This is a genomic window from Bacillus sp. SRB_331 (assembly GCF_003264175.1).
GTDB lineage: Bacteria > Bacillota > Bacilli > Bacillales > Bacillaceae_G > Bacillus_A > Bacillus_A mycoides.
The window spans coordinates 283,010-303,031 of record NZ_NADV01000011.1; the positions used below are offsets into that span (position 1 = coordinate 283,010).

Genomic DNA, 20,022 nt, shown 5'->3' on the forward strand with positions numbered 1-20,022 from the left:
GGAGCAACGGGAGCAACAGGTTCAACAGGAGCAACAGGAGCAACAGGTGAAACAGGAGCGACGGGAGTAACAGGTACAAGTATCACGGCAACATATGCATTTGCAAATAATACTTCGGGTACAGCGATATCGGTACTGCTTGGTGGAACAAATGTCCCACTTCCAAATAATCAAAATATCGGTCCGGGAATTACTGTGTCTGGGGGGAACACAGTATTTACGGCCGCAAATGCCGGGAATTATTATATTTCATATACAATTAATATAACGGCTTCATTATTAGTTAGTTCGCGAATTACAATTAATGGTGCACCGCTTGCTGGGACTATCAATTCCCCTGCATTAGCAACGACATCATTTAGTGCAACAATTATTACGACTCTTGCAGCGGGGAGTGCAATTAGTTTGCAGTTGTTTGGATTGTTAGCTGTTGCCACGTTATCAACGACTACACCTGGTGCAGTTTTAACGATTATAAGATTAAGCTAAGTAACGTGAACTCTCTTATTCTTTTAAAATTAGGAGAGTTTCTACATATAATAAGAAGTTAAGGAGGTAAAGCATAGTTGTAAAAAGTCAGAATATTATGATTGTAACGATGTTACGACTATAATATAATGAAAACAACCATCATGAATGAACATTCATTTATTTTCACAAGTATTGGAAGGGGGAATGAGAGTGGAAAAACCTTGGTTGCAGAGTTATCCAGAGGAAATCCCAGGTACGATTTCATATGATATTCAGCCACTTCATGGATATTTAGAGAAAATGGCTGCTCGTTATCCAGAAAAGAAAGCGCTTCACTTTTTAGGTAAAGATGTTACATTTTCAGATTTCCATGACAAGGTAAAGAAATTTGCGAATTACCTTCAAAGGCTTGGTATTGAAAAAGGCGATAGAGTTGCGATTATGTTACCGAATTGTCCGCAATCTGTAATTGGTTATTATGGTACTTTGCTTGCGGGGGGGATTGTTGTACAAACGAATCCTCTTTATACAGAAAGAGAGCTTGAGTACCAACTTCATGACTCAGGGGCAAAAGCTATTCTTTGCCTGGATTTAGTGTTTCCGAGAGTTACTAATGTTCAAACTGCAACAAAGCTTGAGCATATTATCGTAACCCGTATTGCAGATTTTTTACCATTCCCTAAAAATTTACTTTATCCATTTGTACAAAAAAAGCAGGCAAATCTTGTTGTGAATGTGTCGGAAAGCGAAACGATTCATCTTTGGAAATCGGTAGAAAGAGAAAGTAATGCTGATGTTGAAGTTCCATGTGATCCTGAAAATGATCTAGCCCTTTTGCAATATACAGGGGGAACGACAGGGTTTCCGAAAGGGGTTATGTTAACGCATAAAAACCTCGTTTCGAACACTTTAATGGGAGCGCATTGGTTATATAATTGTAAAGAAGGAGAAGAGGTAATTCTTGGTGTCCTTCCGTTTTTTCATGTGTACGGGATGACAGCTGTAATGAATTTAAGTATTATGCAAGGATATAAAATGGTGCTTATTCCGAAGTTTGATATGAAAATGGTTTTTGAAGCAATTAAGAAACATAAAGTTACACTATTTCCAGGAGCACCAACCATTTATATTGCTCTATTAAATAGTCCTCTTTTAAAAGAATATGATATTTCTTCAATTCAGGCTTGTATTAGTGGTTCTGCACCACTTCCTGTAGAAGTGCAGGAGGAGTTTGAGAGAGTTACAGGTGGTAAATTAGTAGAAGGTTATGGATTAACGGAGTCATCACCAGTTACACATGGGAATTTTTTGTGGGAAAAGCGTGTGCCGGGAAGTATTGGGGTACCGTGGCCGGATACAGAGGCAATCATCATGTCACTTGAAACAGGAGAGTCATTACCTCCAGGTGAAATTGGTGAAATTGTTGTAAAGGGCCCACAAATTATGAAAGGGTATTGGAATAAGCCAGAAGAAACGGCAGCTGTACTGCAAGATGGCTGGCTCCATACAGGTGATGTAGGATACATGGATGAGGATGGCTTTTTCTATGTGAAAGATCGTAAGAAAGATATGATCGTTGCTAGTGGCTTTAACGTATATCCTCGTGAAGTAGAAGAAGTGTTATATGAACACGAAAAGGTGCAAGAAGTGGTAACAATCGGTGTTCCTGATCCGTATCGAGGGGAAACTGTAAAAGCGTTTGTTGTTTTGAAAGAAGGCGCTGAGTGTTCTGAAGAAGAATTAGATCAGTTTGCACGTAAATATTTAGCAGCTTACAAAGTTCCGAAGGTATATGAGTTTAGAAGTGAGTTGCCGAAGACGACAGTCGGAAAAATTTTACGCCGGGTCCTAATAGATGAAGAGAAGAGAAAGAATGAGGATGAGCAAACGGGCTAAGGCCCTTTCTTTTTGAAAAAATAGGATTGACACTTTTCTAAATAGTCAGTATTATAAGAATATGAATGACTATTCATTCAGTCATCTTCTTGAAGGGGACAGTAAAGTGAAGAAAAATAGACCGAAATACAATCAGATTATTGATGCTGCAGTCATTGTGATTGCGGAGAATGGATACCATCAAGCGCAAGTTTCTAAAATTGCAAAGCAAGCTGGGGTAGCTGATGGCACGATTTATTTATATTTTAAAAATAAAGAAGATATATTAATATCCTTATTCCAAGAGAAGATGGGAGAATTTGTTGAAACAATTCGTCAAAAAATAGCAGGAATTGAAAGCGCTGTAGCGAAGTTATTCATGTTGGTAGAAACGCACTTCTTGCTGTTGTCACAAAATGATCCTCTTGCTATCGTTACGCAATTAGAGCTAAGGCAGTCCAATCAAGACTTGCGCCTTAAAATAAATGAAGTATTAAAAGGCTACTTACAAGTTATGGATGAGATTTTAGAGACAGGTATAAAGCAAGGTGAATTTCAGGCGGATTTAAACGTTCGCGTGGCAAGACAAATGATCTTTGGAACAGTAGATGAAGTTGTGACCAATTGGGTAATGAGCGATCATAAGTATGATCTGGTCGCACTTTCAAAAACGGTACATGGGCTACTTATTGCAGCTTGTGGTTATCGTCAATAATGGGAGGGATCATGTTGAAATTCCTATCTGTAAAAGTTGAAGATCATATCGCGGTGGCGACGTTAAATCATGCGCCAGCTAATGCGATGTCTTCACAAGTTATGCATGACGTTACTGAATTAATCGATCAAGTGGAAAAGGATGATAACATTCGTGTTGTTGTTTTACATGGTGAAGGACGCTTCTTCTCAGCAGGGGCAGATATTAAAGAATTTACATCTGTTACTGAAGCGAAGCAAGCAACAGATTTAGCACAGCTTGGACAAGTTACGTTTGAGCGTGTTGAAAAATGCTCAAAACCAGTTATTGCGGCAATTCATGGAGCGGCACTTGGCGGCGGCCTTGAGTTTGCTATGTCTTGCCACATGCGCTTTGTAACTGAAAGTACAAAGCTTGGTTTACCTGAATTAACACTTGGATTAATTCCTGGTTTTGCAGGTACACAGCGCTTACCACGTTATGTTGGTAAAGCGAAAGCTTGTGAAATGATGTTAACAAGTACACCAATTACTGGTGCAGAAGCATTACAATGGGGACTTGTTAACGGAGTGTTTTCTGAAGAATCCATTTTAGAAGATACGCTTAAAATTGCAAAACAGATTGCTGGAAAAAGCCCAGCAACAACTCGTGCTGTGCTAGAGTTATTACAAACGACAAAATCGTCTCATTATTATGAAGGTGTACAGCGTGAATCACAGATTTTTGGTGAAGTATTTACGAGTGAAGATGGAAGAGAAGGCGTAGCAGCGTTTTTAGAAAAACGTAAGCCTTCATTTAGTGGTAGGTAGTCCAATTATTTTTTTAATAAAAATTAACAGAATTTTAAAATTGATAGAATCTTTCTGAAAAATAAGGGGGTAAATGGAATGAACATCTACGTACTCATGAAACGAACATTTGACACAGAAGAAAAAATCGTAATTAAAAACGGTGCAATTTACGATGGCGAAGCGGAATTCATCATCAACCCTTACGATGAATATGCGATTGAAGAAGCGATTCAAGTAAGAGATGCACAAGGTGGAGAAGTTACTGTTATAACAGTTGGTGGCGAGGATAGTGAAAAAGAACTTCGCACAGCATTAGCGATGGGCTGCGATAAAGCGGTACTAATTAACATTGAAGATGATGTTGAGAATGGTGACCAATTTACAACAGCAAAAGTGCTTGCTGAATATTTAAAAGATAAAGAAATCGATTTAATTTTAGGCGGGAACGTTGCGATTGACGGTGCATCTGGACAAGTTGGTCCACGAGTAGCTGAAGCGTTAAATATCCCATACGTAACGACGATTACGAAGCTTGAAATTGATGGTACAAATGTGAAGATTGAGCGTGATGTTGAAGGGGATACAGAAGTAATTGAATCATCATTACCTCTTCTAGTAACAGCGCAACAAGGTTTAAATGAACCGCGTTATCCATCACTTCCAGGTATTATGAAAGCGAAGAAGAAGCCACTAGAAGAAGTAGAATTAGATGATTTAGATTTAGAAGAAGATGATGTGGAAGCAAAAACAAAAACAATTGAAATCTATTTGCCTCCTAAGAAAGATGCAGGAAAAGTGTTACAAGGCGAGCTGCAAGATCAAGTAAAAGAACTTGTATCGTTGCTCCATACAGAAGCGAAAGTAATCTAATAAAATACGAAATTATATATGCAGGAGGGAAAATCTATGGCTCGTAAAGTATTAGTAATGGGTGAAGTTCGTGATGGATCGCTACGTAACGTTTCGTTTGAAGCGGTAGCAGCAGCAAAAACAATTGCAGAAGGCGGTGAAGTGGTAGGTCTTCTAGTTGGAGACAGCGTTGCCTCTTTTGCAAATGAATTGATTCATTACGGTGCAGATCGCGTTGTGACAGTTGAAAATGATAAGTTAAAATCATATACATCTGATGGATATGCACAAGCGTTTTTAGCTGTATATGCTGAAGAAAAGCCAGAAGGCATTGTATTTGGACATACGGCACTTGGTAAAGATTTATCACCAAAATTAGCAGCGAAATTAGAAGCTGGTTTAATTTCTGACGTAACGGCTTTAGAAGTTGAAGGTGGAAATGTTATCTTCACTCGTCCGATTTACTCTGGTAAAGCATTTGAGAAGAAGATTGTAACAGATGGTATATTATTTGCGACAGTGCGTCCAAATAACATTGCAACTCTTGAAAAAGACGAGTCTCGCACAGCTGACGTGTCTTCTATTACAGTTGATGTGAAAGATTTACGTACAATCATTCAAGATGTTGTCCGTAAAACTGCAGAAGGTGTTGATCTTTCTGAAGCGAAAGTTATTATAGCTGGTGGACGTGGTGTGAAGAGTGAAGAAGGATTTAAACCGTTAAAAGAATTAGCTGACGTACTAGGCGGCGCTGTTGGAGCATCTCGTGGTGCTTGTGATGCTGAGTACTGTGATTATTCATTACAAATTGGTCAAACAGGTAAAGTTGTTACACCAGACCTATACATTGCATGCGGGATTTCTGGTGCGATTCAGCATTTAGCTGGTATGTCTAATTCAAAAATAATTGTTGCGATTAATAAAGATCCAGAAGCTAGTATCTTCAAAGTAGCTGACTATGGTATTGTCGGTGATCTGTTTGAAGTATTACCTCTTTTAACAGAAGAGTTTAAAAAGTTAAAAGTACATTCATGATTTGAGTACCCTTGAGTTCCAAGTGAAGTACCCCTATATATAGAAAAAGGTGAGAGATCCCCTGTCTCTCATCTTTTTAGTATTTCATCCATATTTTTATATAGTATAAAGGAACATTTTTTTGTTACAATACATAACGATACATAATATTCGCCACGTATAAAAGTTAATGATATACTCTTGGTAGAATATACTTGAAGGAGGAAATAAAATGGCAATTATAAATGCAAATGACCAAAGCTTCGCAGCTGAAACTAGCGAAGGTGTTGTACTATTAGATTTCTGGGCGCCTTGGTGCGGACCTTGTAAAATGATCGCTCCTGTATTAGAGGAAATCGATTCAGAGTTAGGCGAGAAAGTAAAAGTAGTAAAAGTTGACGTTGATGAAAACCAAGAAACTGCTCGTCAATTCGAAGTAATGAGCATTCCAGCTCTTTTCGTATTAAAAGACGGTAAAGTGGTTGATCAAGCGTTAGGATATAAACCGAAAGAAGCGTTAGTAGAATTAGTTTCTAAACACTTCTAAAATAAAGAAGCTACCATTTGGTAGCTTTTTTTATTTTCTTTTTTACAACCTTTCCGTTACAATAAAAGAACGTATGTTGGGTGTTTTGGCATAGTATGTTTTTATGTGAAAATAAAAATGATAAGCATAAGCATGTAGAAATGGAGGGAGACGAGTGCACGAGCATTTAAAAGAGAAGTTAGCAATTTTGCCCGATCAACCTGGTTGTTATTTAATGAAGGATAAGCAGGGAACGGTTATATATGTCGGAAAAGCAAAGGTACTCAAAAATCGTGTGCGCTCGTACTTTACTGGTTCGCATGATGGGAAAACACTTCGGCTTGTTGGAGAAATTGTTGATTTTGAATATATTGTGACTTCCTCAAATTTGGAGGCTCTTATTTTAGAGTTAAATTTAATAAAAAAATATGATCCAAAATATAATATTCAATTAAAAGATGATAAAACATATCCTTTCATTAAAATTACAGCTGAAAAACAGCCGCGCTTACTCATTACGCGAAATGTAAAAAAGGATAAAGGAAAGTACTTTGGGCCTTATCCAAATGCGCAATCGGCACATGAAACAAAGAAATTATTAGATCGTATGTATCCACTTCGTAAATGTTCAAATATGCCAGATAAAGTTTGCTTGTATTATCATATGGGTCAATGTTTAGCACCTTGTGTGAAAGAAGTAACGGATGAGCAAAACAAAGAAATTGTTGATGAAATTATTAAATTCTTAAACGGTGGGCATAAAGAAATTCGTTCAGAATTAGAAACGAAGATGTATGAGGCTTCAGAAAAGCTAGAATTTGAACGGGCGAAAGAGTTGCGAGATCAAATTGCTCATATTGATGCAATTATGGAAAAGCAAAAGATGATTATGAGTGATTTAGTGGATCGTGATGTGTTTGGATATGCAGTTGATAAAGGGTGGATGTGTGTTCAAGTTTTCTTCGTTCGAAAAGGAAAGCTAATTGAACGTGATGTTTCTATGTTTCCGATTTATGATGAACCAGAAGAGGGATTTTTAACTTTTATCGGTCAATTTTATGAAAACAGTAGTCATTTCAAGCCGAAGGAAATTGTTGTTCCAGGAAGTATAGATTCAGAATTAGTAGAGCGCTTTTTAGAAGTTGAAGCGACACAGCCGAAGCGTGGGAAGAAAAAAGATCTTGTGGAATTAGCAAATAAAAATGCAAAAATTGCACTAGAAGAGAAATTTCACTTAATTGAACGTGATGAAGAACGGACGATTAAAGCTGTTGATAATCTAGGGAAGCAACTAGGGATTGAAACACCATATCGTATTGAAGCGTTTGATAATTCAAATATTCAAGGGATAAATCCTGTTTCAGCAATGATTGCTTTTATCGATGGGAAACCAGCGAAGAAAGAATATCGGAAATATAAAATTAAAACGGTCCAAGGGCCAGATGATTACGAGTCTATGAGGGAAGTTGTAAGACGCCGTTATACGAGGGCGCTTAAAGAGAATTTACCTTTACCAGATTTAATCATTATTGATGGTGGAAAAGGCCATCTGGCCGCTACAAGTGATGTTCTGGAGAATGAACTCGGATTATATATTCCAATGGCAGGGCTTGTAAAAGATGACAAACATAAAACATCACATTTAATCATTGGAGATCCGCCTGAACCTGTGATGCTTGAGAGGAATAGCCAAGAATTTTATTTATTGCAACGCATTCAAGATGAAGTGCATAGATTTGCAATTACATTCCATCGCCAGTTGCACGGGAAATCGGTCATTCAATCAGCATTGGATGATATTCCAGGAATCGGCGATAAACGAAAAAAGGTATTGCTAAAACATTTTGGTTCATTAAAAAAGATGAAAGAAGCTTCTATATCGGAATTTGTCGAAGCGGGTATGCCGAAAAATGTAGCGGAGACAATTTATACTTATTTAACAGATAAGAAGACGTTGTAGTTTACAACGTCTTCTGTTTTTTGGTATAATTTCTGAAGATTTAAAATAAACGAACCTAAATGAATATACAAAAAAGTCAACTAAACTTATATGTCTAGTTGACTGTAAGTAGATGCTACACTTCAATGAGATCTTTTATATCCCATTTAACAAGAAATGTAATAGAGTCTGAACGCTTTTTCTGTTCCTCATAGGACTCTGCAACGACGTTTCTTTGTCTTTGAATTTGCTCGGCGATAAATCCAGCTTCTAATTGATAAGATGAATGCCTTTTTTGTTTTTGACGCTCAGTAATAAGTGTACCTTTAAGTTGAAACTGCATTTCACGACGTTTATGTTCAATGATACTTAAAGTGCCCCAACCAGCTTTTTCAAAAAACTGAATGACTTCTTCAATTGTTTCTAGCGGATATTTTCTCGCAAGGTTTCTACCGGCCCAGTATAAAATACCATCTAAATCGTTACCAATTAAATCAGGTAGTAATTCTTCACGTAGCAATTCATAAGCGAAGGCGTTCAATGAAACATCTTCTAAAGATGTTATATCGATTGTATTTTTGCTCACAATATTCCCCTCTTTCTATAGGGATTATTATATAACATTTTTCATTTATAAAAATAGATTTTTCTTTGGGGAAATCTGAATATATAAGAAAAAAAAAGAATTGGCAAATTATATGCAAATTATGTATACGTTTTCTTGACGCTTCGACAAAAATAGGGGTAAAATGAACTTGGTATTAAATTATGCTGAAATATTTTGAATAATTTTTTCAGTTTTTCTTATGCCAATAGTGAAAAAACATTATTGTTGTAAATTAATCTGAAAACAGCAGTCAAACATTCAAGGGGGTAATGGGGACATGAAAGGCCGCGAGTATACGTTTCGTAAGTGGCACTCATTAATGGGGGTCATTCCGGTTGGTGTCTTTTTGACGCAACATTTAATTGTAAACAACTTTGCAACAAGAGGAGCAGAGGCTTTTAACAAAGCTGCAGGCTTTATGGAGCTCCTTCCATTCCGGTATGCGCTAGAAATTTTCATCATCTTTTTACCTATACTGTACCATGCTATATATGGCTTATATATTGCATTTACAGCTAAGAACAATGCGGTATCTTACGGCTATTTCCGTAACTGGATGTTCGTCTTCCAACGAATTTCAGGTATCGTTACGCTGATCTTCATTTCTTGGCACGTCTGGGAAACTCGTATTCAAGCATTGTTAGGTAAAGAGGTAAACTATGATATGATGGCAGATATTTTAAACAACCCATTTATGTTTGGTTTCTATTTAGTTGGTGTTGTTTCAACAATTTTCCACTTTGCAAATGGACTATGGACATTCTGTATAAGCTGGGGAATTACAGTATCTCCACGTTCACAAAGAATCTCTACTTATGTAACATTAGCTATTTTCTTAGGTCTATCTTATGTAGGTGTGAGTGCATTATTAGCGTTCATCGATCCACAGCTAGCAAACCAGTAAGGAGTGGGAGAGCATGAAAGGGAAACTTATAGTAGTCGGCGGTGGCTTGGCCGGCTTAATGGCAACGATTAAAGCGGCAGAAGCAGGAGTAAATGTTGAACTATTTTCTTTAGTACCAGTAAAACGTTCACATTCTGTATGTGCCCAAGGTGGAATTAACGGTGCCGTAAATACAAAAGGTGAAGGGGATTCTCCATGGATCCACTTTGACGATACAATTTATGGTGGGGACTTCTTAGCGAACCAACCACCAGTTAAAGCGATGTGTGATGCAGCACCTGGTATTATTCATTTAATGGATCGCATGGGTGTTATGTTCAACCGTACGGAAGAAGGACTTCTGGATTTCCGTCGTTTCGGTGGAACACAACATCACCGTACAGCATTTGCTGGCGCAACAACTGGTCAACAATTACTATATGCATTAGATGAGCAAGTACGTCGTCATGAAGTAGCAGGACTTGTAACGAAATATGAAGGTTGGGATTTCTTACGAGCTGTTGTAGATGATGAAGGTGTGTGCCGAGGAATCGTCGCGCAAGACTTACAAACTATGGAGATAAAAAGTTTCCAAGCTGATGCCGTGATTATGGCAACAGGGGGCCCTGGTATCATCTTTGGAAAATCAACAAACTCTATTATTAATACAGGTACAGCAGCGTCTGCTGTATATCAACAAGGTGCATATTATGCGAACGGTGAGTTCATTCAAATTCATCCAACGGCAATTCCTGGAGACGATAAGTTACGTCTTATGAGTGAATCTGCACGTGGTGAAGGTGGACGTGTTTGGACGTATAAAGATGGTAAGCCATGGTACTTCTTAGAAGAAAAATATCCAGCTTACGGAAACCTTGTACCTCGTGATATTGCAACGCGTGAAATCTTTGATGTTTGCGTAGAGCAAAAACTAGGTATTAACGGTGAAAACATGGTGTACTTAGATCTTTCTCATAAAGATCCGAAAGAACTAGATATTAAACTTGGTGGAATTATTGAAATCTATGAGAAATTTACAGGTGATGATCCTCGTAAACTACCAATGAAAATCTTCCCAGCGGTTCACTATTCAATGGGCGGATTATGGGTTGATTATAAGCAAATGACAAGTATTCCAGGTTTATTTGCAGCAGGTGAGTGTGATTATTCTATGCACGGTGGTAACCGCCTTGGTGCGAACTCATTATTATCAGCAATTTACGGTGGTATGGTAGCAGGACCGAACGCAATTGAGTATATGAAAGGTCTTTCTAAATCATCTGATGCTGTTTCAACTACTGTATATGAGCAAAATGAATTAATCGAAACAGAGAAATTTAACAATATTTTAACGCTTGATGGTAACGAAAATGCATATGTTCTTCATAAAGAGCTTGGAGAATGGATGACAGATAACGTTACAGTAGTTCGTGAAAATAAAAAGTTACTAGAAACTGATGCGAAAATTGAAGAGTTAATGGCGCGTTACAAACGCATTAACATTAACGATACAGCAAGATGGAGTAACCAGGGTGCTTCATTTACACGCCAACTTGCAAATATGTTCGAGTTAGCACGTGTTATTACAATTGGCGCATATAACCGTAATGAAAGCCGCGGAGCGCATTACAAACCAGAATTCCCAAATCGTGATGATGCAAACTTCTTAAAAACTACGATGGCGAAATTTGAGGGAGAAGGAAAGGCACCAGCATTCCATTACGAAGAAGTGGATGTTTCATTAATTAAACCACGTAAACGTGACTATTCCTCAAAACATGATGTAGCTGCTAAGGGTGAAGAGAAGGGGGATAAGCAACATGTCTGAGAAAACAATCCGCCTCATCATTACGAGACAAGATGGACCAGATGCACAAGAGTTTGATCAAGAGTTTGAAATTCCATATCGTCCAAATATGAACATTATTTCGGCACTGATGGAAATTCGTCGTAATCCTGTTGATTCAAAAGGAAACCAGACGACTCCGATTGCATGGGATATGAACTGTTTAGAAGAAGTATGTGGTGCTTGTTCGATGGTGATTAACGGAAAACCACGTCAATCATGTACAGCTCTTATTGACCAGTTAGAGCAACCAATTCGCTTAAAGCCGATGAAGACATTCCCGATTGTACGTGATTTACAAGTTGACCGTAGCCGTATGTTTAACGCGTTAAAACGTGTTAAAGCTTGGATTCCAATCGACGGTACGTACGACCTAGGGCCAGGTCCAAGAATGCCAGAGAAAAAGCGTCAATGGGCATATGAACTTTCGAAATGTATGACATGTGGTGTTTGCTTAGAGTCATGTCCGAACGTAAACAGTAAGTCTGACTTTATTGGTCCAGCACCGCTTTCACAAGCACGTTTATTTAACTCGCATCCAACTGGTGAAATGCATAAAGCAGATCGCTTACGTGCAATTATGGGTGATGGAGGACTTGCAAACTGTGGTAACTCTCAAAACTGTGTGCAATCATGTCCGAAAGGTATTCCATTAACAACTTCAATTGCAGCATTAAACCGTGATACAACAATTCAATCGTTCAAAGATTTCTTTGGTAGCGACAATAACTATTAATAAATATTGCCTCTTCATGTTGAAGAGGCAATATTTATAACTTTATATTTCTGTTTATTCAGTTTATTTTAAGGGCGAAAAGGAGAGGGAACGATGAAGAGAATTTCTTATATTGAAGACTTTGAGCAATGGGAAAGTGGTTTTTCATTTTATAATCCTGTCAAAGTTCGTTTTGGTGAAGTAGATATGTTTGGACATGTAAATAATGTCGTTGCTTTTACATATTTTGAAGAAGCGCGTATCGCATTGTTTAAAGAACTCGGATTTATGCAAGAATGGACACATGAATCATCAGAAACGATGATAGTCGTCGCAGATCTACAATGCAATTTTATTAAACAAATTTATTTTGATGAGCAGTTGAAAGTATATGTAAAGGCGGGAGCGGTTGGGAATTCCTCTTTAGATTTACACTATATGGTCAAAAATGCAGAAGGAGAAGTTTGTTTAGTTGGACGCGGTATGATGGTCCAAGCATCGAAAAAAACTGGAAGAGGCGAACCGTGGCCTGAGGAATGGAAGGAATTGCTATTATAATAGAATAAAAGAAAAATAAGAGAGCGATTCGCTCTCTTATTTTTTGTCCTCCATCGCCTCTTCTAATGTTAGGTGGTGCTTATATATGTATGTGGCGTATGGATTACCGACGTAGCGTAAGTGCCACGGTTCATATGCATACTCTGTTGTTTTTGTTTTATCCTCTAAATAACGAATGACAAATCCGAACTCATGGGCATGTTCTGCAACCCATTTTCCTTCTGCTGTCTCTCCGAAGATTGGTTCTAATTGGAATTTAGCAGATTTTGAGCTAATATCCATTGCTAGACCGGTTTGATGCTCACTTGTTCCAGGAATTGCACTTACCGAATCAGCCTCAGCTTTTCCTTGGCGTTTAATATATGTATTATGTAATGACTGTTGGCGTTTGTAAGAACGGTAACCTGAAACTGCTGTAAGTTCTAAACCTTCTTCTTTCGCTGCTTGGAACATTTTTTCAAGAGCGTCTGCAGCATCTTTGCGAAGTAATGTTTTCTCTTTATCTTTTGGACTAGTAAATGGTACGTTCGGTTTCGTCAAATCTTCTGGAATGTACCCATCTGGTAATTTACGATGTTTATTGACTAATACAAGAGCAGAATCTGGATTTGTTACAACGGAAAAATTATCATCTAGTTTCTTTGCATTATGATCAGCTTTTTGAAAAGCAGGAATCTCTTCTTTTTGGTGGTTATTATGTTTTTGATTTTCGACAGCTTTCGCTTCGTTTTGTAGTGGTGATTTAGAACCAAAGTAAACGAAAGATGTGATACCGATTACAATAGTAGCGGCAGAAATAATTATTATTTTTTTCATGATGCCCTGTAATCACAGTCCTTTCTTAATAAAATATGTATCGTTTTTATTATAAGTCTAGTTTGTTGAAAAAGAAATATAAGAGTCGTAACGTAATAGAAATGCAAAGAAAATGTCAGAAAATGTCAGAAGATGTGTGAAAATGTAGTATTTTTTCATATAATTCATTTCTTATCTTTCATGAAGTTCATTTTTTATGTAATATATGTATATAAGAAGATGTAGCGATTATTAAGAATAAAAGACCTCTGGTATAGACTAGGAGTGAATGGGAATGGATTTTGCAACAATTATTGGAAACATTTTAGGAGTATTAGCGGTAGTCGTAGGGATGGTCGTCAAGGGCGCTGACATAACAGCCTTACTAAATCCTGCCGCAGCACTAATTATTTTCGTCGGTACATTTGCTGCAGTGTGTATTGCATTTCCGATGAATCAACTAAAAAAAGTTCCAAAATTATTTAAAGTTCTTTTTGGTTCAAATAAAAAAGATCTAAGTTATGAACAATTGCTAGAATTATTTGTTCATTGGACATCTGAGAGTAGAAAATACGGTATTTTGTCTTTAGAGCAACAATTAGATGAAATTGAAGATGAATTTCTTTTGCGTGGTATGAAATTTGTTATTGATGGTGTATCTGCAGAGGATTTAGAACAAATTTTAGAAGCCGAATTAGAAGCGATTGAAGAGAGACATGCAAAAGGGGCTGCTATTTTCTCGCAAGCTGGTACATATGCACCTACACTAGGGGTTTTAGGTGCTGTTATTGGTCTTGTAGCTGCACTTGGAAATTTAACTGATATTGAAAAGCTAGGGCATGCTATTTCGGGTGCGTTTATTGCAACGATTTTCGGTATTTTTTCAGGTTACGTATTATGGCATCCATTTGCAAACAAATTGAAGCAAAAGTCTGCTGCTGAATTAGAGAAGAAACGTTTAATTATTGATTGTTTATTAATGTTACAAGAAGGTACATATCCGTTTATTATGAAAAACCGCATTTTAGGTGCGCTTTCTGCAACTGAGCGTAGGAAGCTAGAAAAAGGAGCGGAAAAAAATGCGGAGTAAGAAAAATAGAAGAGGCAAAAAGAAAAAACATGAAGAGCATATTGATGAAACTTGGTTAATTCCGTATTCTGATATGTTAACGTTGTTATTTGCATTGTTCATCGTATTATTCGCAATGAGTAGTATAGATGCTGCGAAGTTTAAACAGATGGCAGTTGCTTTTCGAAGTGAGTTAGCCGGTGGAACAGGAAATAAAGAATTTTTAAGCGATCAAAAACCAAATGAGGAAAAAGAATTATCAGCAAATAGCCTTGAGGCAGAACAAGCAAAAAAACAAGCGGAAGATAGAGCTAAAGAAAAAAAAGAAATGGATGAGTTGAAAGCATTACAAAAAAAGATTGATCAATATATTAATGAGAAACAACTATCCTCTTCTTTTCAAACTAAGTTAACTGAAAAAGGATTAATGTTAACGATATTAGAAAATGTACTATTTGATTCAGGGAAAGCAGATGTGAAGTTGGAATCGTTAGGGATTGCAAAAGAGATGTCTAACCTACTTGTTTCAGCATCACCTCGTGAAATTACAGTGTCGGGTCATACAGATACGGTTCCTATCGCAAATGCTCAGTTTGCATCAAACTGGGAGTTAAGTACACAGCGTGCAGTTAATTTTATGCAGGTGTTACTCCAAAATAAAGAATTGCAACCAGAAAAATTTAGTGCAGTTGGTTATGGAGAATACCGTTCAATTGCACCAAATGATACGCCAGAAGGAAAAGCGAAAAATAGACGTGTAGAAGTATTTATTTTACCTTTAACAAGAAATATGCAATAAAAGAGGATGGCGAAGGCCATCCTCTTTGTTATTTTGCATCAAATGATTTTAAATTGTCACGACGGATTTTGTCTTTTTCTGCATCTGATTTTTTGAAATTATAGTCATATAGAGCACCTTCCCAATCACCGTACATTGGATTAGGGAAAATGATGAATTTCTCACCAAATTGTGCTTTTGATTCTGCTACTGTTTCATTGCGATCTTTCACAGATTTTCCATCAAAACCAGTGAAATCAGATAAGTTGTCACCGAAGAATAGGACGATGTCATGTGTTTGAGAAACAAGTTCACGACGCTTTTCTTTCCCTTTTTCTTTCGGGTCCTGTAGTAATATATGTTCTTTCGTCGCTTGAGGAGCACCTACGCGCTCAAGGTTTTTAATTGTTGCATCTAGTTGATTTGTTTTACGATTTGAGATGTAGTAAATATCTACACCTTTAGACTCTGTATATTTTAAGAAATCAATAGCGCCTGGAAGAGCGTCAGCTTCAGCCTTATTAATCCAATCGTCCCATTTATAAGGATAGCCTTTTCCTGTTTTTACGCTCATTGCTTGATGAGGACTGTTATCTAAAACAGTTTCATCTAGATCAAGTACGATAGCAGGTTTTTTTTCTGTCCCTTTTGCAAGAGCTGCATCAAGCTTTAATTGACCAATATTGTAGCCTTGGTAGTAAAGTGCTTTCGTTTCGCCAGCTGTTTGATACCATAAATCGGCCATCAATTGCTGGTCTGTTAATTGTACTTTCTCTTCTTTTGCCACTGTTTTCTCAGCTGTTCCTGAACATGCTACAAGCGATGTGGAAAGAACGACTATAGATAATAAACTGGTAATACCCCTCTTCATCTTCATATGTATCCTCCTCGATGTTAGAAAATCATCTTATATTATATATTAAAATATAAAAAATTTTTTATGAACATTTGCATATTGTCTTTTGTATATATAGTAGTATGTCCTATATTAGAAAGATGGGAAAAATAACAAAAAGTGATTTGACGTGTTTTATTGTCGAAATGACAATTATAATTGACAAATATATCTTTGTTATTTACAATTTTAACTAAATAAAACAAATGGTGGATGTGGGATCATGATACGTATAAAAGATTGAAATATAGTACTATATTTTATTTCGAACAATCATAGTCTTTAATAGAGAGTACGAATGATACTAAAGGGGAGGCTTTATACATTGAGTTTACAAATTCAAAACTTAACAAAAATATTCGGAGAATCTAAAGCGGTTAATGGTTTGCAAATCTCGTTACCGAAAGGTGAAGTGTTAGGGTTACTTGGCCGAAATGGTGCAGGGAAAACAACGACAATTAAAATGTTACTAGGTTTATTAACGCCAAATGAAGGTTCTATTACGTGGGATGGAAAATCATTTGGTGATAGCGGGGTAACAATTGGATATTTACCAGAAGAAAGAGGCTTATATACAAAAAGTAGAGTAATAGACCAGTTGCGATATTTTGGTAGATTAGAAGGAATGACGAAAAAAGAAGTAGATCTTGCAATTGATTACTGGTTAGAGCGCTTAGCAATCCCAGAATATAAATTCAAAACAGCAGGAGAACTTTCAAAAGGGAATCAGCAAAAAATTCAATTGATTGCTGCTCTTCTTCATGATCCAGAACTTCTTATTTTGGATGAACCATTTAGCGGACTTGATCCAGTTAATGCTGGAATGTTGGCTAGTATTATTGGAGAACAAGTACAGAGCGGAAAGACAATTATTTTATCTAGTCACCGTATGGAGCAAGTAGAGGCTTTTTGCCAACATGTATGTATTTTGAAAAAAGGTGAAGCAGTCGTAGAAGGACAATTAAGTGATATTAAGAAAGAATACGGTTTTCGTAATTTAACAATCGAAGATACAAAAGAGAATGAAAAGGGATTAGAAGCTATACATGTCCCGTATGAAAAACAACAAGGCCTTCTTTATGTGAAAGTACAAGATGATGCAGAAGCTCTAAAGATTTTGCAACAATTGCAAGAACAAGGTGTTGGTTTACGACAATTTAAAATGTTAGAGCCGACGTTAAACGAAATCTTTGTAGAGAGGGCGAAATAAAGATGCGTAAATTTTCTCATGTATTTTCATTTTATTTTAAAGAAGCATTTTTATCTAAAAAATCATTAATTACGAGTGCGATTTTATTTTTGGTTGTGTTTGGGATTTTTGCATTTAATCATTTTACTTCAGGCGATGATAAAAATAAGGATAAAGATAAAATTGCAGTTGTAGTAGAGAGTTCCACATACAAAGTACAAAAAGAAGAGCTAAATAAGCTATTGCCATCAGCAAAAATAACGGTCGGTTCAAAAGATGATTTTGATAAACTACATAAGCAAGTAGAAGAGGGAGATTTAGATGGTCTATTCCATGTGACGGAAAAGAATGGAGTTCCAGAAGTTACGTATATGTTTAATAAGTTACCTAGTGAAACAACTTCTACAATTATAGCTAGTTATTTAAAAGCGCAATATACGGCGGTAACAATTGCTAAACATAATGTTTCACCGGAAATTGCACAGCAATTGCAAACCGAAATTTCTGTGAAACAAGAAGCGATAAAAGATCGTTCTGCTTCCGCAGGAATCGCATATTTCTTTACATTTGCTTTGTATATGTTTATTGTCATGTTCGGAAGTACAATTGCGATGAATATTGCTTCTGAAAAAGCTTCTCGCGTTATGGAAGTTATGATTCCGAAAGTAAAACCACTTACGATGATGTATGCGAAAATTTTAGCGGTTGTTTCAACGGCGTTATTACAACTTGCCATATTGGCATGTGGTTACTTGGTTCCTTGGTTACTAGGATGGGTAGATTTAGAAAATGGTTCATTATTTGGAGCGCCAATTGATTTTACAAAGATAGATGCACAAGTTATCGGTATGTTCCTTATTTATTTTGTTACAGGATATTTCCTTTATGCGATGATGTATGCGGCTGCTGGAGCGGTTGTCTCTAGGACTGAGGATTTACAAGGTGTTATATTGCCAGTATCGATTTTAATAATGGCCGCGTTCTTTATAAGTATTAAATCGCTAGGTGATCCAAATAGTACTGTTGTTGTTGTAAGTTCTTACGTTCCATTCTTCAGCCCGATGATCACATTTTCACGCTTTGTAGCTGGTGAAGCTGGTATGTTAGAAATTACGATAACAATGGCGGTTCTTTTAACAACAATCGGTATATTAAGTGCTGTTACAAGCCGCATTTACGTAAATGGTGTAATGAATTACTCAGAAAAAGTGAAATTTAAAGATTTAGCGAAATTTATAAAGCGTCAATAAGGAGAGAAAAGCATGATTTTCTAATGGAATCATGCTTTTTCTTTATGTATAAATTAAAAATAGTATATAATAATAAGAGTCGTCTTTTAATAGAATGAATAAAAAGGAGGGTGTGCAGATGGGAATTAGTAGTCGTTTTACAGTAGGTGTTCATATGTTAACGTTACTTGCAATAGATCGAAACTCTCGCTGTACCTCTGAATGGATTGCTGGTAGTGTGAATACAAATCCAGTTGTGATTCGTCGCATTACAGGAATGTTGAAGAGAGCGGGACTTGTTGATGTACAAGCTGGTAAAGGTGGTACGACACTTGCTCGTGATTTAGATGAAATTACATTACTTGATGTATATAAAGCTGTGGAAGTTGTAGAAGAAGGACATCTATTTTCTTTCCATGAAAATCCCAACATTGAATGTCCAGTAGGAGCTAATATTCAATCGGTATTAGAGATTGTTTTAATACAATCGCAAGAAGCGATGGAAAACGTACTTGCAAATGTAACGGTGCAGCAGTTAGTTACAAATTTAAAGTCGAAAATTAAAGAATAAAAAAAGCGAGCTTCCTCATGATGAGGGCTCGCCTTTTTTTATTCGGAAATATTGAAAATTCTATTTTTCAGTATTTAAAATAAACTTTCCTACAACAGCTGCTACGATACCACCAAAAATTGGGGCAACGATGAACACCCATAGTTGAGAAATTGCTTCTCCGCCAGCGAATAGAGCTGGTGCGATACTACGAGCTGGGTTAACAGATGTTCCAGTTAACGGAATACCTAATAAGTGAATTAATACTAATGTGAAACCAATTACTAGTCCAGCTAAAGAAGAACTTCCCTTTTTACCTGTTACAGCAACGATAACTAAAACAAATACGAAAGTTAAAATGAATTCAACTAAAAATGCTCCAGATAAACCAAGAGTTCCAAAACTATTTTGTCCTAAATTATCTAAAGGTAATTTAGCAGATCGTAAAATTGTTACTAACGTTGCAGTTCCTAATAAACCACCTAAAATTTGGGCTAATAAATAATAGCTAAGTTCCATAGCGTTCATTCTTTTGTTGATGAACATAGCGATTGATACTGCTGGATTAATATGACATCCAGAAATTGTTCCAATGCTATATGCCATAGCCACGATAGATAATCCGAAAGCCATAGCGATACCTAACGTTCCAATTCCTTCAATTCCGCCACCAATGACAGCTACTCCAGTTCCGAATAATACAAGTACAAACGTACCAATAAATTCAGCAATTGCTTTTTTTAACATAA

Annotated in this window: 21 protein-coding genes; 17 read left to right on the plus strand and 4 right to left on the minus strand. The window is 36.7% G+C overall.

The features are described from left to right. The 8 genes from B5P42_RS10070 to uvrC form a co-directional block, all read left to right on the plus strand. On the plus strand, positions 1-489 hold a 489-nt coding region (locus B5P42_RS10070; protein WP_483295815.1), incomplete at its 5' end, for a BclA C-terminal domain-containing protein. A 192-nt stretch (positions 490-681) separates the two neighbouring features. Then, on the plus strand, positions 682-2,367 hold the full coding sequence (locus tag B5P42_RS10075; RefSeq protein WP_113734146.1) for a long-chain-fatty-acid--CoA ligase: 1,686 nt from the start codon (positions 682-684) through the stop codon (positions 2,365-2,367). A gap of 106 nt (positions 2,368-2,473) precedes the next feature. Next, positions 2,474-3,061 (plus strand): fatty acid metabolism transcriptional regulator FadR, encoded by a 588-nt coding sequence (locus B5P42_RS10080; RefSeq protein ID WP_012261773.1) that lies wholly within the window; start codon positions 2,474-2,476, stop codon positions 3,059-3,061. Between the two features lie 11 nt (positions 3,062-3,072). After that, on the plus strand, positions 3,073-3,849 hold the full coding sequence (locus B5P42_RS10085) for an enoyl-CoA hydratase (protein ID WP_044442315.1): 777 nt from the start codon (positions 3,073-3,075) through the stop codon (positions 3,847-3,849). A gap of 78 nt (positions 3,850-3,927) precedes the next feature. Next, positions 3,928-4,701 (plus strand): electron transfer flavoprotein subunit beta, encoded by a 774-nt coding sequence (gene etfB / locus B5P42_RS10090; RefSeq protein WP_002088867.1) that lies wholly within the window; start codon positions 3,928-3,930, stop codon positions 4,699-4,701. A 36-nt stretch (positions 4,702-4,737) separates the two neighbouring features. Further along, entirely contained in the window at positions 4,738-5,715 is a 978-nt protein-coding gene (gene etfA / locus B5P42_RS10095) for an electron transfer flavoprotein subunit alpha (protein ID WP_002015402.1), read from the plus strand. A 211-nt stretch (positions 5,716-5,926) separates the two neighbouring features. Next, positions 5,927-6,241 (plus strand): thioredoxin, encoded by a 315-nt coding sequence (trxA, locus tag B5P42_RS10100; protein ID WP_000974757.1) that lies wholly within the window; start codon positions 5,927-5,929, stop codon positions 6,239-6,241. Positions 6,242-6,395: 154 nt separating this feature from the next. Further along, positions 6,396-8,180, plus strand: coding sequence for an excinuclease ABC subunit C (gene uvrC / locus B5P42_RS10105; protein WP_113734147.1), 1,785 nt, complete (start codon positions 6,396-6,398; stop codon positions 8,178-8,180). Positions 8,181-8,295: 115 nt separating this feature from the next. Here uvrC and B5P42_RS10110 read toward each other — a convergent pair whose 3' ends face one another. Continuing rightward, positions 8,296-8,745 (minus strand): YslB family protein, encoded by a 450-nt coding sequence (locus B5P42_RS10110; protein WP_002015405.1) that lies wholly within the window; start codon positions 8,743-8,745, stop codon positions 8,296-8,298. Positions 8,746-9,043: 298 nt separating this feature from the next. Between B5P42_RS10110 and sdhC the strand changes: the two genes are divergently transcribed. The 4 genes from sdhC to B5P42_RS10130 all read left to right on the plus strand — a co-directional run bounded on the left by sdhC (position 9,044) and on the right by B5P42_RS10130 (position 12,768). Continuing rightward, a complete protein-coding gene (gene sdhC, locus B5P42_RS10115) occupies positions 9,044-9,670 on the plus strand; it encodes a succinate dehydrogenase cytochrome B558 (RefSeq protein ID WP_002015407.1) in 627 nt (208 codons plus the stop codon). Positions 9,671-9,683: 13 nt separating this feature from the next. After that, positions 9,684-11,477: a succinate dehydrogenase flavoprotein subunit gene (gene sdhA, locus B5P42_RS10120; protein WP_002165022.1), complete on the plus strand. Its 1,794-nt coding sequence runs from the start codon at positions 9,684-9,686 to the stop codon at positions 11,475-11,477. Beyond that, positions 11,470-12,231 carry a succinate dehydrogenase iron-sulfur subunit gene (sdhB, locus tag B5P42_RS10125; protein WP_002088861.1) on the plus strand — a complete coding sequence of 254 codons (762 nt, stop codon included), beginning with the start codon at positions 11,470-11,472 and terminating at the stop codon, positions 12,229-12,231. Before sdhA ends, sdhB begins: the two co-directional genes overlap by 8 nt. 93 nt (positions 12,232-12,324) lie before the next feature. Further along, a complete protein-coding gene (locus tag B5P42_RS10130) occupies positions 12,325-12,768 on the plus strand; it encodes an acyl-CoA thioesterase (protein WP_002088859.1) in 444 nt (147 codons plus the stop codon). A 36-nt stretch (positions 12,769-12,804) separates the two neighbouring features. On the opposite strand, the gene B5P42_RS10135 is transcribed toward B5P42_RS10130, so the two are convergent. After that, entirely contained in the window at positions 12,805-13,584 is a 780-nt protein-coding gene (locus tag B5P42_RS10135) for a M15 family metallopeptidase (RefSeq protein ID WP_002088858.1), read from the minus strand. Between the two features lie 274 nt (positions 13,585-13,858). Between B5P42_RS10135 and motA the strand changes: the two genes are divergently transcribed. Further along, positions 13,859-14,653, plus strand: a complete 795-nt coding sequence (gene motA, locus B5P42_RS10145) for a flagellar motor stator protein MotA (RefSeq protein WP_113734148.1) — start codon at positions 13,859-13,861, stop codon at positions 14,651-14,653. Next, positions 14,643-15,431, plus strand: a complete 789-nt coding sequence (motB, locus tag B5P42_RS10150; RefSeq protein ID WP_088034117.1) for a flagellar motor protein MotB — start codon at positions 14,643-14,645, stop codon at positions 15,429-15,431. The genes motA and motB overlap by 11 nt, the downstream gene beginning before the upstream one ends. Before the next feature lie 28 nt (positions 15,432-15,459). Here motB and B5P42_RS10155 read toward each other — a convergent pair whose 3' ends face one another. Then, on the minus strand, positions 15,460-16,287 hold the full coding sequence (locus B5P42_RS10155; protein ID WP_113734149.1) for a 5'-nucleotidase, lipoprotein e(P4) family: 828 nt from the start codon (positions 16,285-16,287) through the stop codon (positions 15,460-15,462). A 343-nt stretch (positions 16,288-16,630) separates the two neighbouring features. Between B5P42_RS10155 and B5P42_RS10160 the strand changes: the two genes are divergently transcribed. The 3 genes from B5P42_RS10160 (at position 16,631) to B5P42_RS10170 (ending at position 19,294) form a co-directional block, all read left to right on the plus strand. Next, positions 16,631-17,515, plus strand: a complete 885-nt coding sequence (locus B5P42_RS10160) for an ABC transporter ATP-binding protein (RefSeq protein ID WP_113734150.1) — start codon at positions 16,631-16,633, stop codon at positions 17,513-17,515. 2 nt (positions 17,516-17,517) lie between these two features. After that, positions 17,518-18,744: an ABC transporter permease gene (locus B5P42_RS10165; protein WP_113734151.1), complete on the plus strand. Its 1,227-nt coding sequence runs from the start codon at positions 17,518-17,520 to the stop codon at positions 18,742-18,744. A gap of 118 nt (positions 18,745-18,862) precedes the next feature. Next, entirely contained in the window at positions 18,863-19,294 is a 432-nt protein-coding gene (locus tag B5P42_RS10170; protein WP_002112095.1) for an Rrf2 family transcriptional regulator, read from the plus strand. 60 nt (positions 19,295-19,354) lie between these two features. Here the strand turns inward: B5P42_RS10170 and B5P42_RS10175 are convergent, their stop codons facing one another. Next, positions 19,355-20,020 carry an aquaporin gene (locus B5P42_RS10175; protein ID WP_002067333.1) on the minus strand — a complete coding sequence of 222 codons (666 nt, stop codon included), beginning with the start codon at positions 20,018-20,020 and terminating at the stop codon, positions 19,355-19,357. Positions 20,021-20,022 lie beyond the last annotated feature (2 nt).

Coding starts and splice junctions, on each gene's coding strand:
- sdhA (WP_002165022.1), top strand. CDS start 9,684: ATGAAAGGGAAACTTATAGTAGTCGGCGGTGGCTTGGCCGGCTTAATG.
- sdhB (WP_002088861.1), top strand. CDS start 11,470: ATGTCTGAGAAAACAATCCGCCTCATCATTACGAGACAAGATGGACCA.
- B5P42_RS10135 (WP_002088858.1), bottom strand. CDS start 13,584: ATGAAAAAAATAATAATTATTTCTGCCGCTACTATTGTAATCGGTATC.
- B5P42_RS10085 (WP_044442315.1), top strand. CDS start 3,073: ATGTTGAAATTCCTATCTGTAAAAGTTGAAGATCATATCGCGGTGGCG.
- B5P42_RS10170 (WP_002112095.1), top strand. CDS start 18,863: ATGGGAATTAGTAGTCGTTTTACAGTAGGTGTTCATATGTTAACGTTA.
- trxA (WP_000974757.1), top strand. CDS start 5,927: ATGGCAATTATAAATGCAAATGACCAAAGCTTCGCAGCTGAAACTAGC.
- B5P42_RS10175 (WP_002067333.1), bottom strand. CDS start 20,020: ATGTTAAAAAAAGCAATTGCTGAATTTATTGGTACGTTTGTACTTGTA.
- B5P42_RS10165 (WP_113734151.1), top strand. CDS start 17,518: ATGCGTAAATTTTCTCATGTATTTTCATTTTATTTTAAAGAAGCATTT.
- B5P42_RS10155 (WP_113734149.1), bottom strand. CDS start 16,287: ATGAAGATGAAGAGGGGTATTACCAGTTTATTATCTATAGTCGTTCTT.
- etfB (WP_002088867.1), top strand. CDS start 3,928: ATGAACATCTACGTACTCATGAAACGAACATTTGACACAGAAGAAAAA.
- B5P42_RS10130 (WP_002088859.1), top strand. CDS start 12,325: ATGAAGAGAATTTCTTATATTGAAGACTTTGAGCAATGGGAAAGTGGT.
- etfA (WP_002015402.1), top strand. CDS start 4,738: ATGGCTCGTAAAGTATTAGTAATGGGTGAAGTTCGTGATGGATCGCTA.
- motB (WP_088034117.1), top strand. CDS start 14,643: ATGCGGAGTAAGAAAAATAGAAGAGGCAAAAAGAAAAAACATGAAGAG.
- motA (WP_113734148.1), top strand. CDS start 13,859: ATGGATTTTGCAACAATTATTGGAAACATTTTAGGAGTATTAGCGGTA.
- sdhC (WP_002015407.1), top strand. CDS start 9,044: ATGAAAGGCCGCGAGTATACGTTTCGTAAGTGGCACTCATTAATGGGG.